The 16,980-nt window shown below is 41.6% G+C and carries 10 protein-coding genes; 9 read left to right on the forward strand and 1 reads right to left on the reverse strand.

Annotation, left to right across the window (positions count from 1 at the left end):
• Window positions 1–17: 17 nt before the first annotated feature.
• Window positions 18–2,330, reverse strand: coding sequence for a glycoside hydrolase family 20 protein (locus tag BACPLE_RS04800; RefSeq protein ID WP_040312454.1), 2,313 nt, complete (start codon window positions 2,328–2,330; stop codon window positions 18–20).
• Between the two features lie 526 nt (window positions 2,331–2,856).
• On the opposite strand from BACPLE_RS04800, the gene BACPLE_RS04805 reads away from it, so the two are divergent.
• The 9 genes from BACPLE_RS04805 (at window position 2,857) to BACPLE_RS04845 (ending at window position 16,954) form a co-directional block, all read left to right on the forward strand.
• Window positions 2,857–6,108, forward strand: coding sequence for a SusC/RagA family TonB-linked outer membrane protein (locus BACPLE_RS04805; RefSeq protein ID WP_007559417.1), 3,252 nt, complete (start codon window positions 2,857–2,859; stop codon window positions 6,106–6,108).
• Between the two features lie 12 nt (window positions 6,109–6,120).
• Window positions 6,121–7,590 carry a SusD/RagB family nutrient-binding outer membrane lipoprotein gene (locus BACPLE_RS04810; protein WP_007559418.1) on the forward strand — a complete coding sequence of 490 codons (1,470 nt, stop codon included), beginning with the start codon at window positions 6,121–6,123 and terminating at the stop codon, window positions 7,588–7,590.
• Window positions 7,587–8,987: a calcineurin-like phosphoesterase C-terminal domain-containing protein gene (locus BACPLE_RS04815; RefSeq protein WP_007559419.1), complete on the forward strand. Its 1,401-nt coding sequence runs from the start codon at window positions 7,587–7,589 to the stop codon at window positions 8,985–8,987. Before BACPLE_RS04810 ends, BACPLE_RS04815 begins: the two co-directional genes overlap by 4 nt.
• Window positions 8,988–9,229: 242 nt before the next feature.
• Window positions 9,230–11,272: a methionine--tRNA ligase gene (metG, locus tag BACPLE_RS04820; RefSeq protein WP_007559420.1), complete on the forward strand. Its 2,043-nt coding sequence runs from the start codon at window positions 9,230–9,232 to the stop codon at window positions 11,270–11,272.
• Between the two features lie 94 nt (window positions 11,273–11,366).
• Complete coding sequence (locus tag BACPLE_RS04825) at window positions 11,367–12,812, forward strand: lipopolysaccharide biosynthesis protein (protein WP_007559421.1); 1,446 nt, start codon at window positions 11,367–11,369, stop codon at window positions 12,810–12,812.
• Between the two features lie 18 nt (window positions 12,813–12,830).
• On the forward strand, window positions 12,831–13,796 hold the full coding sequence (locus tag BACPLE_RS04830; RefSeq protein WP_235777901.1) for a glycosyltransferase: 966 nt from the start codon (window positions 12,831–12,833) through the stop codon (window positions 13,794–13,796).
• A gap of 105 nt (window positions 13,797–13,901) precedes the next feature.
• Window positions 13,902–14,789, forward strand: coding sequence for a LicD family protein (locus BACPLE_RS04835; protein ID WP_007559424.1), 888 nt, complete (start codon window positions 13,902–13,904; stop codon window positions 14,787–14,789).
• Window positions 14,790–14,803: 14 nt separating this feature from the next.
• Complete coding sequence (locus tag BACPLE_RS04840) at window positions 14,804–15,865, forward strand: hypothetical protein (protein WP_007559425.1); 1,062 nt, start codon at window positions 14,804–14,806, stop codon at window positions 15,863–15,865.
• 12 nt (window positions 15,866–15,877) lie between these two features.
• A complete protein-coding gene (locus BACPLE_RS04845; RefSeq protein ID WP_007559426.1) occupies window positions 15,878–16,954 on the forward strand; it encodes a glycosyltransferase in 1,077 nt (358 codons plus the stop codon).
• Window positions 16,955–16,980 lie beyond the last annotated feature (26 nt).

The raw sequence follows: 16,980 nt of genomic DNA on the forward strand, positions 1-16,980 counted from the left end.
ATTTAAAGTTCATATAATTATCTAATTTGTAATTCATCAAAATAATAACGTGCCGGTTGTCCAGGACGCATGTAATGCGATTCCGGACAAGAGCCAAATCCTTCAGCAGTAACTCGAACATAGCGGACCTTACGCGCTTTAAACGTAAATTCCACATCCTCTACATAGTTCCCGTCTCTGAAAATTTCCGTTTCCGAAAACTCCTTCTGACCTACCTGAACAAAAGTACGATTATCCTTTGAAACTTCCACTATTACTCTCTTAGGTTTATGAACTGCCATGCCATAATTGGTCAAGCATCCCAACAGAACTTGCTGTACTGACTCTGTTTGCTGTAAGTCTACTGTAAATGAAGCAGAATTCAAGTTATCCCACGTGCACCACTCAAAATCAGACTGGCGCAAACTTCCACGCACTCCATTTGTCAATAAATAAGCCATAGGAGCCTTACTCAACACATGCTTTCCTGTCGCTTTATTGTTCAACAGCGGAAGAGTCAGAATTTCTCCTTTTCTCATATCTTTTACGAACGATGCACACTTTACAACCGTCCCCGCATCCAGTTTCAAAGGCATTGTATAGACTGAAGAATACATATCCGGTACTCTTCCATCTAAGGTATATCGTATTTCGACATCTGTACGTTCACAATCTAACTTCACACATAACTTTCCTTTCTCAGGAACAACTGTATGCTGAATATTATACATGGATGAAGCATAAGGTACATCCTTTTTGTTCAGATGAGCCAAATAATTATCCAGCCCCTGCTGAAAATCTGTCCAGTTCTTCTTTTCTTTTTGTGACCAGGCCACTTCAGCCAAAGCAGCCAGGCGAGGAAACAGCATATACATCACATCGTCTGCATTATAACAGAACTCCGTCCACATGGAAGCCTGTACTCCTAGCAACAATTTCTCATACTCCGGTTTCCAGTCCGCCTGTACCGGCTCATAATTATACACATCACGCAGGGTATTATTCCCAAAGTAGGTAAGCGGTTCAAACCACTGGGGACCTTGATACCGAATTAAATAAAGTACACGGGCCGGCGTCATCACAAAGTTCAATCCTTGGTCTGCCGCTTTCAATGCCGCATTGCCCAATCCTTGCCAGCCAAGAATCACGGCCTTATCGGGCAACTTGCTATTGGTCAGTTCATCCCATCCCATCATCGTACGTCCCTTACTCCGTATATAATCGTTCAATCTGCCCATGAAATAGCCCTGCAAGTCCTCTACCTCTTTCAAGTGTTCTTCCTGCATGCGCTTCTGGCACAACGGACATATCTTCCAATACGTTTTTGTAGCCTCATCACCCCCCATATTAATATAAGGAGAAGGAAATAGCTGAAGCAGTTCATCAATCACATCCTGTAAAAAAGTGAAGACCTTCTCATTTCCAGCACAATAAATCATTTCCGGATTACGTCCTCCCAGCCCTGGCAACACAGTAATCATTTCTTTTACCACCGGACATGCCAGTTCGGGATACGCGGCCAACGCCGCACACGAATGAGCCGGCACATCAATTTCTGGAATCACATTAATCTGCCGGTCGGCTGCATAAGCCACAATCTCCTCCATATCGTCCTGAGTATAGAAACCTCCCAGCGTAGTCTTTTCTCCCTCTGCCTGATTACGACGTGCATAAAACGGCAACCGCCCTCTGTCCACTCTCCATGCTCCTACTTCTGTTAAACGGGGATATTTTTTGATTTCCAATCGCCAGCCCGTATCGTCCGACAAATGCAAGTGAAGGGTGTTCAATTTCAACAGAGCCATACAGTCCAATATACGCAGCACTTCTTCTTTGGGAATAAAGCACCGGGCCACGTCCAACATCAGACTTCTATATCCAAAACGAGGTCCATCCGTCATAGTAAAGACCGGCAACTTCCATATTTGATTGGCCAAAGTTTGCCCCTCAATATCCGAAGGTAACAACAACCTCAACGTCTGGAAAGCATAAAAGAATCCTTTGGTGTCCGAAGCATAAATCCGTATATTATCTTCTGACACCTTTAACCGATAAGCTTCCTTTTTCAAGGCTTTATCAGTAACCAACGATATCGCTGCATTCTGTCCCCCGATTTCTACCATAGGAGTAAATCCAGCCGGAACAGTAAATAAATCAGCAAAATCAGATGCTATTCCCTCTTGTGCTTCATTCTCCACAGAAATGACAGTTTCTTCAGTAACCTGAAAAAAGCCATCTCCTTCCTCTATTAGCAGAGGAGCGGGAACTAAATTTATCGGATGCTGTGCATATAAGTAATCTGTAGAAAAAAACAAAAGGCTCCACAGATAAATAAAAAACCATCTATTCATAAGACCAAATGTGTGTATTTCAAAAATCAACCACATTCAAAAAAGATATACAACTTATGCAAAGCATATGCTGTTCAGGCAATGAACAAATAAAACGAAAGTTTTTTTTCATATTATTTATTTAAGGATTTTAGTTTCAAGCACAAAAATATGTATTTTTCTTTTCATCAACGCTTCTATAGCCTGATTTTTAAGTCTTAAAAATATCTATTAATAAGAATCGGAACAAGTTAAGGTACACCTTTCTGATGATATTACATTTTCTGAGAAATCTCAGTCTCTTTTTTATGTATCCTTTCCTGAAAACAAATGTTTTCCAGACCTGAACTATACAGCTCTCAGCCGAAAGCCATATATTCCGCACAAGAGAAACATAAAAAGCTTTTTAGTGAATATGCATTTATGTAAAATACATTTACCAAAATGAAATAATTGCTTAATTCCTTCTTAAAATAGAGTTTACATTTATGAAATATTGTTTCTATTCCTTTGCTGCAAAATTTAAAAGCACATTAAAGCAAGCTAAATGGAAACAAAGTTTTTTGAAGAAGGTAAAATTACAAGCAAAAGGATTGCAAGTATGCTACTAGCTGGAATCTGTTGCATATCCACATTTGCAGAAGAAGGGAACAGCCGTACAGTCGTCGGTAAGGTTTTGGATAACAGTGGATTTGGATTACCTGGGGTAACAATCCTACAAAAAAACACAACAAATGGGACAGTTACAGACATCGATGGAAATTTTACCATTAATGTATCAGACCCGACCAAAAGTACTTTGGTAGTTTCATTCATCGGATACGATACCAAAGAGATAAAACTGACCGGAAATGAACCAGTCTCAATTGTACTACATGAAGATGTACAAGCTCTAGATGAAGTTGTAGTAACAGCATTGGGTATTAAAAGAGAGAAAAAATCACTTGGATATGCCCAGCAAGTTGTAGAAGGTAATAACATGAATGTAGGCAACGATGCCAACGTTCTTAATAAACTAGCAGGAAAAGTTTCTGGTGTACAGATTATATCAGGAAACTCTGGTGCAGGTTCATCTACACGAGTTGTCATACGTGGTGAATCCTCACTATCCAACAATAACCAGCCACTATATGTAGTAGACGGTGTACCCATTAACAATAATATCTATTCTAATCTTTCAGGAACCCCCCAAGAAATCGACTATGGGAATGGTGCCGGAGAATTAAATGCAGATGACATAGAAAGTATCTCTGTCTTAAAAGGAGCCAATGCCGCAGCTCTATATGGCTCCAGAGCCGCTAATGGAGTAGTTCTAATTACCACAAAATCTGGAAAAACAAAAAACAAATTCCAAATAGCGGTCAACTCCACTACAACTTTCGAACAAGTTTCCCGTTTACCCAAATATCAAAACAGTTATAGCCAGGGATTAGACGGTGAATTCGAATACTGGGACGGAAATAACGGTCATGGAACTCAAGATCACCAAGACATGAGTTGGGGACGTCCGCTTGATGGGAGCCTTGTACCTCAATTTGATTCTCCTTCCATCGGAGCAGATGGAACAATTTACAGAGGAGGTGATGTAGCAGCCCGAAATGGAGCAGCTATTCAAGGAACTCCACTTATTGCTCATCCTGACAACGTAAAAGATTTCTTCGAAACTGGTATTACCTACAACAACAACATCGCATTAAGTGCCAGCAATGATAAAGGCGACATCCGAATCTCCTACACTAACCTATACAGTCAAGGAGTTTTACCGAATGTGGATCTTCGAAGAAATACAGTAAGTATAAATGCTGGCTATCATTTTACTGATAAATTCTCCGCAAAGACCAGTGTGACCTACATGAATGCAGCGAGCAGTAATCGCCCAAGTATGGGATATGGAACTGAAAACCCTATGTATACCTTCACCTGGTTTGGTCGTCAAGTAAATATTGACAGCCTGCGTGATTACTGGCAGAGAGGATATGAAGGTACCAAACAATTCCACTTTAACTCTGGATGGAATGACAATCCATTTTTCACCATGTATGAAAATACCAATGGATACGACAAAAACCGTATGTTCGGAAATATCTCTTTAAGCTACGATTTCTTACCAAACCTGAAACTAACAGCTCGTTCCGGTATCGACTTTTTTTATGATCTTCGACAAAGCAAACGCGCGTATAGTACCAAAAACTTTCCTACAGGAGCTTATAAACGTGAAAATGTCTTCTTCTCCGAATGGAATACTGATGTTCTTTTACAATGGAATCAAACATTCAATGAGATTTGGCGAGTAGACCTTACGGGAGGTGCCAATTCAATGATACAAAAGAATATGTATGACTATGCTTTTGCTAACGGACTTTCTATTCCTGGAGTTTATAATCTAGGCAATGCCTCATCTAATGTATCTGTTATTCAGAAGGACTCTAAAAAACGTATAAATAGTATACTTTTCACAGGACAACTTTCTTATCATGACTATCTATTCTTAAATATCACAGCACGTAATGACTGGTCTAGTTCTCTTACACGGTCGGATGGTTCCGGGAACAATTCGTATTTCTACCCCTCCGCTTCTATCAGTGCCGTGCTTAGTGATATTTTCGAACTACCTCAGCCTATCACCTACTGGTCTTTACGAGGAGGATACGCAGAGGTCGGTAGTGACACGGAGCCATATCGTCTAGAGAATACCTACTCATATAGCAATCCTTACGGCTCTCAATCAGGGGTCACTATGCCGTCTACTCTATCGAATAATGACCTAAAACCCGAAAGAATGCATTCATACGAAATTGGAACAGATTTTCGTATTTTTGATAACCGCCTGGAAATTGACTTCACATATTACAACACGTTAAATAAAAATCAGATTGTACAAATTCCGATATCTTCAACCTCCGGTTATGATACACGTTATATAAATGCTGGCGCCATTCGGAATTATGGATTTGAAGCTACATTATCATACACTCCCATCAAAACCAAAACAGGTTTCCAATGGGATGGTTCTATCAACTTTTCTATGAATAAAAGTAAAGTTGAAGAAATCAGTGACGAATATGATCAATATGTATACTCATGGGCGGCAATCTATTCAGACCAAGATGCACGAGTTTACGCGATTGCCAAAGAAGGAGAACCTATGGGTAATCTTTATGGAACAGGATTCAAACGCACGGAAAAAGGAGAAATTATTGTAGATGCAACCGGTTTACCTATTGCAGACCCGACACTTGTCAAACTTGGTAATTATAATCCAGATTTTATCATGGGATTCTACAATAAATTTACTTATAAAAACTTCTCTCTTGATTTTCTGATTGACTGGCATCAAGGTGGAGTATTTGTATCAAGAACTTTCGGAATGGGAATGGAATCAGGAGTTTTAGATAAAACAGAAAATAGAAATCCTGAAGATATGGTCATAGATGGAGTAATTTGGGATGAAACAAAAGAAGAATATGTAAAAAATACTATTCAAGTAAGTCCGCGGGATTACTATCGTAACTTATACAGACGCTATCATGAGACTCAATCTACCTTCAGTGCCACTTATGTAAAGTTACGTGAAGTAAAACTTGGCTATCAGTTTCCCAGTAAATGGCTAAGCAAAACACCTATTAAAAATTTAGGACTCTCATTTGTTGCCAGAAACCTGTTCATGTGGACAAAAGACCAGGATTATGTAGATCCGGAAGCAATTACTTACGAAGGCGCCAGTGCAACTCCTGGAGTAGAAGAGATGTCATATCCTTCAACAAGAAGTTTTGGCTTTAACATAAATGTCGTATTCTAAAAATAAAAATCCATGAAACATTTTATATATACCCTCAAAACCGGAGTTATCGTATTCCTTACAGTATGTACAACCTCATGTACCTCTGATTTTGACAACATAAATACAGACCCCAACAATCCTACCACCGCCACAGCCGACTTATTACTAACTCCATTATTGCGTAATATCGTACAAAGTCAGTTTAACTATAGTGACGGTCCAGGTCTAGCCCACCAGATAGCCCGCACCAATTACAACGAAGTAGAACAATATGCATTTGGCACAAACGAAGGGATTTGGAATCAATACTATTTATATTTGAATAGCATCCAAGAAATGATTCGGGTATCAGAACGTGACAATTGCTTGTCTTCTAAAGGAATTGCTTATATATTAAAAGCATTTTGTATCGCACAAATTACTGATATGTGGGGCGATGTTCCTTTTTTTGAAGCGACCCTTGGAGCAGAAAACATAACCCCTTCATACGACACTCAAAAAGATATCTATACGGCAGAAGGAGGAATAATTGATTTACTCAAACAAGCAGATAAACTACTGGAAGAAAATATTGATGTGCTCCCGGCCGATATCGTATATGGAGGAGACAGACTAAAATGGAGAAAACTTGCCAATTCTCTTCGCCTTCGCTATCTGATTCGTATTTCGAATCGCATAGATGACACAAACTTGAATATTCCTGCAGAGATCAATTCTATCATGTCTTTACCTTTAATGGAAACGAATGATGACAACATGTTACTTCCATTTCTTGCCGGAAGTCCCAACAAATGTCCTATTTATGATATGCGAGCAGGTAACTTTGAATATACTCGCATGAGCGATGAAATGGAACGAATGTGGACACAATACGGAGACGAAAGAGTCACAGTTTGGTTTTCTCCAACGACCAATAGCGCAAATACGGCAATTAAAGAATACGCAGGAATTCCTTCTGGATGTTCATCTACTACCTTAACTAACATCGGCTATTCACAAGCTGATGTCTCAATGTTAGGAGGTTATTATCGTGATACTCCAGACGGATGTAGTGCAATATTGATGAATTGTTCAGAAGTCAAGTTTCTACAAGCTGAAGCAGTTATAAAAGGCTATGCTGCAGGAAATGCAAAACAGCTTTACGAAGATGGCATCACATTATCTTTTGAATATTACAACAAGAAAGATGCAATAACAAGTTATTTGCAACAAACCGGGATTGCATTTAACTCGGACAATGCAATGGAACAAATTATGCAGCAAAAATGGATGTCTCTCTTTATGGTAGGATATGAAGCATGGTTCGATTTCTTACGCACAGGGTTACCCGTACAAAATCAACTTCTTGACAATCGTAATCCATCTGCACCCGGAGAAGTCCCTTCTCGTTTTTACTATCCGGAAGACGAACAAGCCCTGAATACCGCAAATTATCAGGAAGCTATTAAACGACAGGGAGGAGAAGATAATATTAATACAAAACTTTGGTGGGAAAAATGAAAATAAGAACAATCTTATGCGCAATAGCTTGCTGGCTATGTGCTACTGCACAAGCAGATATTATCAAAGGAACAGTGAAAGGAGATGGAAAAGCGTTAGGAGAAGTAATTGTCACTGATGGCTTCTCATTTTCTGTCACAGATTCAAATGGGAACTATGCTATCGATTTAAATAGTAAAGCCGAATTCGTATATCTATTAACGCCTAAAGGATACGTGGCAGACTTTACTTCTGGAGTTCCACAATTCTTTCAACGAATAGATCCAAACAAGAAACAGTATAATTTCTCCCTACAAAAAATGCAGGGAGATCCAGAACGATTTGCCATGATTACCATGGCCGATACACAACTTGATACAGAAGCTGATACCAAACGTTTTTTTTCAGAAACACTCCCTGACATAAAAGAAACACTATCTCAATACTCAGGTATTCAGACTGCAGGTATCATCTTAGGAGATATTTCATGGGATGTCTATATACAAAATATGTCTTATAAAGAATTCGCAAAACAATTAAACATACCTATTTATCCAGTCATAGGAAATCATGATTTTGATAAATACATGAATATTACTTCTAACGCTGATTTTGCTCATATTTACAAAGCAGAGTTCGGCCCTTTATATTATGCAGTACAACTTGGAGATGTGTATTATATCATTCTAAATAATATAAATTACTTTGGTAACAAACGGTATAAGACGACATTGGAATTTGAAGATCAGATGAAATGGCTCGAGCTATTGCTTAACTGTGTACTTCAGCAAGATAAGCAACTAGTCATCGCAATGCACGCTCCCATGAAACCATCTCCTGAACATCCACTCATCGATGGAGGGGAGAAGCTTATAAAAATGGTAATGAATAAATTTCAAGCAACCATTATTTCAGGTCATTATCACCGCAACTCCAACACTGATTTAGGAGCAGGTATTACAGAACATAATCTAGGGGCTGTTTGTGGAACATGGTGGAATGGAGACACGGGTAGTGATGGTTCACCTAACGGATACCAGGTATTTGAAGGAAACAAAAATAAAATCTCCTGGTATTATAAAGCTACAGGGCAAAAACGTAACTGGCAATTTAAAACATACCCAAAAGGAAGTATTATGGAACGACCTAATGCTGTGGTCGCTAAAGTCTGGAACTGGGATAAAAACTGGCGAATAAGATGGTATGAAGATGAGAAATTTATGGGAGACATGAAACAATTCTATTCCTACGATCCTGATTATTTGGCTCATTTAAATGGAAGAAGAGCTGTTGCAGACTACGAACCTGCAAGAACTAATCATTACTTTTCAGCAACACCTTCTATTACAGCAAAAAAAATAAAGATTGAAGTAACAGACTGTTTTGGAGAAGTTTACACGGAAGAAATATATTTATAATATCGTTTTAACATCTCTATCTTATAACTCCTGTCAATATTCACAAACTGACAGGAGTTGTTTTATTCTAAATATCATACAAAGATTTACTTTGAATTCTACATTTAAAAGTACTCAAACGGATTATATCTCAAACCACCCTCGAAAAATTCGCTTCGCACGCCTCAAAAAAGAATAATTTCCAAATAAATCGTATCTTTGCACATCGTAAGGTTGCAACTTAGAATAAACTATATACGTATATGGAAAAGAACTTTAAACGAACGACCGTTACATCGGCTCTGCCATACGCAAACGGTCCGGTCCATATCGGCCATCTGGCAGGGGTTTATGTGCCGGCCGATATTTACGTGCGCTATCTGCGCCTGAAAAAAGAAGACGTGCTCTTTATCGGAGGTTCGGATGAGCATGGAGTGCCCATCACTATCCGCGCCAAAAAAGAAGGCGTAACTCCACAAGATATCGTAGACCGTTATCATACCCTCATCAAGGATTCTTTCAAAGAGTTCGGTATCTCATTCGATGTGTACGGACGTACCTCTTCACCCACTCACCATCAGTTAGCATCTGACTTTTTCCGTAAATTGTATGACAAGCATGAGTTCATCGAAAAAACTTCCATGCAATATTATGACGAGGAAGCTCACACATTCTTAGCTGACCGTTACATCACGGGAGAATGCCCTCGCTGCCATGCAGAAGGTGCTTACGGCGACCAGTGCGAGAAATGTGGAAGTACACTTTCTCCTACAGAACTGATTAACCCGAAAAGTGCCATCAGCGGAAGCCAGCCTGTCATGAAGGAAACCAAACACTGGTATTTGCCACTTGACAAACACGAAGGCTGGTTGCGCAAATGGATTCTGGAAGATCACAAGGAATGGCGTCCGAATGTATACGGACAGTGCAAGAGTTGGCTGGATATGGGGCTGCAACCTCGTGCCGTGAGCCGCGACCTTGACTGGGGTATTCCGGTTCCGGTAGAAGGTGCAGAAGGAAAAGTATTGTATGTATGGTTCGATGCACCTATCGGCTATATCTCTAACACAAAAGAACTGTTGCCCGATTCATGGGAGAAATGGTGGAAAGACCCTGAAACACGCCTGATTCATTTCATTGGAAAAGATAACATCGTGTTCCACTGCATCGTATTCCCGGCCATGTTGAAGGCAGAAGGAAGTTACATCCTTCCAGACAACGTACCTTCTAACGAGTTCCTAAACCTGGAAGGTGACAAGATTTCAACTTCACGCAACTGGGCAGTATGGCTGCACGAGTACCTGCAGGACTTCCCTGGCAAACAGGATGTTTTGCGCTACGTGCTGACTGCCAATGCTCCGGAAACTAAGGACAACGACTTTACTTGGAAAGATTTCCAGGCTCGTAACAACAACGAACTGGTAGCAGTATACGGTAACTTCGTAAACCGTGCATTGGTACTGACTCACAAATATTTCGATGGGAAGGTTCCAGCTTGCGGTGAATTGAACGACTACGATCATGAAACACTGAAGGAGTTTGCTGATGTAAAAGAAGAAGTAGAAAAACTGCTGAACGTGTTCAAATTCCGCGATGCACAGAAAGAAGCCATGAACCTGGCCCGCATCGGAAACAAATACCTGGCAGATACAGAACCATGGAAACTGGCTAAGACCGACATGGCACGTGTGGCTACCATCCTGAACATTTCATTGCAGTTGGTTGCCAACCTGGCCATTGCTTTTGAACCGTTCCTGCCGTTCAGTTCTGAAAAACTGCGCAAGATGCTGAACATGGAAAGCTTCGACTGGGAACAGTTGGGACGTACAGACTTGCTGGCAGAAGGCCATCAGCTGAACAAGCCTGAACTGTTGTTCGAAAAGATTGAAGACGACGTCATTCAGGCACAGGTAGATAAATTGCTGGCTACCAAGAAGGCCAACGAAGCAGCCAATTACAAGGCTAATCCGATTAAACCGACCATTGCTTTCGAAGAATTTGAGAAACTCGACATCCGTGTAGGTACCGTACTGGAATGCGAAAACGTACCTAAGATGAAGAAGCTGCTGAAATTCAAGATTGCCGACGGATTGGAAAACCGTACCATCGTCAGTGGTATTGCTCAGCATTACAAACCGGAAGACCTGGTAGGCAAGCAAGTGCTGTTTATCGCCAACTTAGCTCCTCGTCAGTTCAAGAACGGTCTGGTGAGCGAGGGTATGATTCTCAGCGCAGAAAACTTTGACGGTTCACTGTCCGTTACTACTACTTTGAACGAAGTAAAACCAGGAAGCGAGGTAAAATAACCTTTGCTCTCCTTCATTCTATTTTTACACACGCACGCAGATTTCCGTTGATACACAACGGAGGTCTGCGTCGTCTGTTCCATAAGAAACAAGAATGCCCGAAAACTCTTTAAAAGAAAAAACGGCCAAAGGATTGCTCTGGGGAGGAATCAACAACGGGGCCATGCAGGTGCTGAATCTGGCATTCGGCATCATTACTGCCCGTATCCTGAACGACAGTGATTACGGAATGGTAGGGATGCTGAGCATTTTCTCACTGATAGCCGGTTCTTTACAAGAAAGCGGTTTCACCGCAGCGTTGGTCAACAAAAAGGAAATCAGTCACCAGGATTATAATGCGGTGTTCTGGTTCTGTAGTGGACTGAGTCTTACACTCTACCTCATCTTGGCCGGATGTGCACCACTGATTGCGGATTTTTATCGTAACGACGAACTGATTCCACTGGCACGTTACTCATTTATCGGGTTCTTTATTGCCAGTCTGGGAATCCCTCACAGTGCTTACTTATTTCGCAACCTGATGGTGAAGCAGAAAGCTTTATCCAGTATCATTGCACTGGTGGTATCAGGATGCACGGGAGTAGCAATGGCTTTGTTAGGCTACTCTTACTGGGGTATTGCCACGCAAAGCATCGTATATGTATCTGCTATCAATCTGTGTTACCTGTATTTCTCTCCCTGGCGACCGACTCTCCAGTTTGATTTCCGACCGCTGAAAAGTATGGTCAGTTTCAGTAGCAAACTTCTGCTGACCAACATTTTCAATCACATCAACAACAACCTGTTTTCCATTATTTTAGGACGCTATTATTCAGAGCGAGAGGTCGGGCAGTTCAATCAGGCTAACAAATGGAATTTGATGGGGCACTCGCTGATTACAGGAATGGTAAGCAGCGTAGCCCTGCCGGTATTACGCCAGGTAGCCGACGACAGCGAACGCCAGTGCCGCATTTTCCGTAAGATGCTTCGTTTCACGGCATTCATTTCTTTTCCGGTCATGCTTGGCTTGTCACTTATTGCTCCGGAAATGATTACACTGACTATCGGAAGTAAATGGCTTCCCAGTGCCAATATCCTGCAACTGCTGGCCATAGGAGGTGCTTTCCTGCCCGTAACCAGCCTCTATACCAACTTGCTTATCAGCAAAGGAAAATCCAACTTGTTCATGTGGAATACCATCGCACAAGGAGTCAGCCAACTCGTCGTCATGTATCTGCTTTATCCTTACGGCATACAGTGCATGATTAAAGTCTACATTGCCATCAACGTAGGCTGGCTGCTGGCATGGCACTACTTTGTGTGGCGTGAAATCAGACTGAGCCTTTTCCACGCCATCAAGGACGTGTTTTCATTTGGTCTCATCGCCGCCATTATCATGGCAGGAGTCTATTTCCTGACACGTTCCCTTACCAACCTGTACCTGCTGATTACTGCAAAAATCTTATTGGCAGGAATTCTTTATCCTTTAGTTATGTGGTTGAGTGGTTCAGCCACTTTTAAAGAGGCCCTGAACTATATCTTTAAAAAGAAACTATCCTAACATAAAATGACCGAAACAATGACATCCCCTACCGTAGCCGTAGTAATGTGTACCTACAATGGAGAAAAATACCTGCGCCAGCAACTGGATTCCATTCTGGCACAGACTTATCCCATTCAAGAACTGATTGTACAAGATGACTGCTCGACCGATGCAACCCTGGCCATCTTACAAGAATATGAGGCCAAAGTTCCTTTCATACAAGTCATTGAGAATACACATAATCTGGGATTCAATCTTAACTTCAAGACCGCCTGTATGCGGGCCACAGCCGACCTGATAGCTATTTCTGACCAGGACGATGTCTGGATGCCTGAGAAAATACAGAAACAAGTGCAGGCTATTGGAGATTACAACCTCTGTTTTTCCGCCCATTTACGAGGAGAACGTATGGAAACGGCTCATATTGTCAGTTCACAATATGCGCCAGAAGCTTTATTGTTTGCAGGTATCGCAGGCCATACCATGCTTGTACGCCGTGAATTCCTTCAAAGAGAAGAAATCTGGGTAGACAAGTTTTTCTATGACTGGAGTATTGCCGTCAGTGCCTACCTCTACGACCATCGGGGCATTGTCAAAGTAGACGAACCGCTTAACTGGCATCGCTCTCACGAAAACGAGGCTGCACTCAAACAAAACCTGGATTTGTTTCCCAAAAGCAAAAAAAAGCCGACTTACCAGCCTTATCTGTATGGATTCAGGAACTACCGCAGACTCCAGCAAAAACCAAACTGGAAGCGGTTTTACACATTTGTGCGTGAGCATTCCGACCCCTCACTCTACCCGCTGCTACATCAGATGGCCACACTAATGCTAAAGAATGACGTGATTTCCTTGCTGAAGCTTTGCCGTCTGTGCATGAAACACCGCCAGACAATTTATCCGGTAAAGGAAAAAGCACAAGGAATACGAGGTATGATTCGTGGATTTTTTTATCCGTTCATCTTCTCCTACCGTTGCTCTACTTTCGATTTAAAACAATAAAATATATGCTGTTCGCCTAGTTTTTAACATGCAAGCTTGGCTGAAAAAACGAGATTCACTAAGTTTGCAAAAAGATAGTGAATGCTGCTTAATTAAAAGATTTCCATGAATACATGCTCCAGAAAATATACCCCGCAAGAGTTGGAACAGCTACATAAAGCTTTATACGAGATACTCGGTGAAATCGTACGTATCTGCGAGAAGCATCAGATTCCGTTTTTCGTGATTGGGGGAACAGCCATTGGTGCGCTGTATGACAAAGCCATCCTTCCATGGGATGACGACATAGACATTGGAATGAAACGGGAGGATTATAACCGCTTCCTGAAAATTGCTCCTCAGGAACTGGATTCCCGCTATTTTCTTTCATGGATAGAAACAGACCCGCATACTCCTTACTACTTTGCCAAGGTTAAGAAGAATCACACCCTCTTCGTGGAAGGACTTTTTAAGAATGTACCCATGCACCAGGGTATTTTTGTCGATATTTTTCCTTTCGACCGCATTCCTGACAATCGCCGGCTGATGAAAGTCCAGCATGAGCTGGTCAAGTTCCTTAACTGCTGCCTGATTGGAAAAGAAGCCTGGCTTTGGAAGCATTGCCGCCCTTGTGAAATAGAAAACCCGACCAACCGGGGATTTATGGGATGTCTGGCCAACTATCTTATCGACGTACTCTTACCCAAAAAGACCATTTTCCGACTCCTGACAGGGGCACAAACGTTTTTCAATACACGAAAGACACGCTACTACAATAATGTCATGACCAAGACCGACCATGTGACAGAAGAAAGTCTGAACCAGTTGGAACCGGTGAAATTCGGTCCATTAACCCTGGCTGCTCCTCAAGGACTGGAAGGGTTTCTTCGGTACAATTACCCGAAACTGCACCGCTTCAATGAAGAAGAGCAAGCACAAGTAGTTGATCACTATCCTGAAGTATTGTCATTCAATACGCTTGCAGAAGACAACGAAACGAAATCTCATTCCTAAAACTACATAGTAACATGGAAAATTATATTCCTGTACACAGCACTCCGATTCAATATACCGGCCATCCATCACAAGTTGATGTAGCCGTATTGATTCTGTTCTTCAACCGGCCTGAGCCTCTTTCTGCCGTATTTGAACAGGTCAGAAAAGCACGTCCTTCCAAATTGTTTCTTTATCAGGACGGAGCAAGAGGGGAAAAAGACATGCCCGGCATTGTAGCTTGCCGGAAGGTAGTAGATGAGATAGACTGGGAATGTGAAGTATATCAATGGTACCAGGAAAAGAATTTTGGTTGTGACCCTTCTGAATATCTTTCCCAGAAATGGGCTTTTTCTATTGTCGAGAAATGCATCGTACTTGAAGACGATGATGTACCTTCCGTCAGCTTTTTTGCTTTCTGTAAGGAACTGCTCGACCGATATGAAAACGATAGCCGCATCTGCATGATTTCGGGAATTAACTACGACGAAATTACCCCAAACATGCCTTATGACTATTTCTTCAGTACGGCATTTTCCATTTGGGGATGGGCCAGCTGGCGTCGTGTCATCGACCAATGGGATGAGCATTATAGTTTCCTGGATGATACGTTCAATCTGCAACAATTGGAAGAATACATCAAGGAAAGAAAATACCAGAAGGAATTCATCGAGTTTTGTCGTCACCACCGGGAAAGCGGGAAAGCCTATTATGAGAGTATTTTCCATGCGGCCATGTTCTTCAATTCCGGCTTGAGCATTGTCCCCACCAAAAACATGATCAACAATTTGGGAGCCACAGCCGGTTCTACTCACTTTGGCGGAAGTAATAACCTACTGCCCAAAGGGTATCGGCGTATATTCACCATGAAGCGTTACGAACAGGAGTTCCCGTTGAAACATCCACGGTATATCATCGAAAATGTGGGTTACAAGAACCGCATGTTCCGCATCATGGCATGGGGGCACCCATGGATAAAAATCGGACGCTCTTTTGAAGAACTCTATTTAAACCTACGCTATGGCAACTTCCAGCATATACGAAAATCATTAATTAACCGTATCAACAAATGGTTAGGACGCAACAAATGGCGCTAATTTGGAGATAAAATGAATTCAAAGCTCAAGATTTACTTCTACCATACCCGTCTTACACGGGAAAGTTATGAAGAATGGAAAGATTTCCGGTTTCCCGGACATATTCTTTATGGTCTGCCGTTATTAGAAAAACACGGCATTCAGTCTGTCATGCATCGGTATAAACCTTATGCAAACCGATGGAAACTGATGCTTTACACCACGAAGGAAATACTTTTCTGCAAAGAGAAATACGAAGTGCTTTACGGTACATCTTTCCGTGGACTGGAGTTGATTATCTTCCTACGGGCATTAGGGCTATACCGGAAACCGATTGTCGTATGGCATCATACGGCATTACGTAAATCGCCCAATCGCTTGAAAGAGGCTATTTCCCGTTTCTTTTACCGGGGAATTGACCACATGTTTCTCTTCAGCCGTAAACTGATTCAAGACTCCATCGCAACCCATAAAGTCCCGGAGCACAAGCTGGAACTCATTCATTGGGGACCTGATTTAGCTTTTTACGACCACTTATTGAAAGAATTGCCCGCTGAACCACGTGAAGGTTTCATCTCCACAGGAAAAGAGAACCGTGACCTGAAAACCATGTTACAAGCTTTCTCACAAACGAATGAGAATCTGGAAGTCTTTATTGCAGAAGAATGTGGTAACCTCAACTACAAAAAGATTGCCGACAAACTGACACTGACAGACAACATCTGCATTCACTATACCGAAGGGGTTATTCCTTATGAACTGGCCAAGAAAGTAGCACGAAAGAAAGCCATCGTCATCTGCTGTCTGGATTTTCCTTACACGGTAGGACTAACTACATTAGTGGAAGCGTATGCTTTAGGAATCCCTGTCGTTTGCTCTAAGAACCCCAATTTCGAAATCGACATAGACAAAGAAGGAATTGGTATCGCCGTGGAATATGGAGATGTAGAAGGCTGGGTAAAAGCCATCCGTTACCTGTCCACCCATCCGGAGAAGGCCAGAGAAATGGGAGAAAATGCCAGAAAGCTGGGAGAAAAACGATTCAATCTGGAGATTTTCAGTAAGGAAATTGCCCAAAGACTGTTGCACATAAGTACAAAAAACTCCTAACTTTGCAGAAAAATTGAACGATACGC

This window comes from Phocaeicola plebeius DSM 17135 (assembly GCF_000187895.1).
GTDB lineage: Bacteria > Bacteroidota > Bacteroidia > Bacteroidales > Bacteroidaceae > Phocaeicola > Phocaeicola plebeius.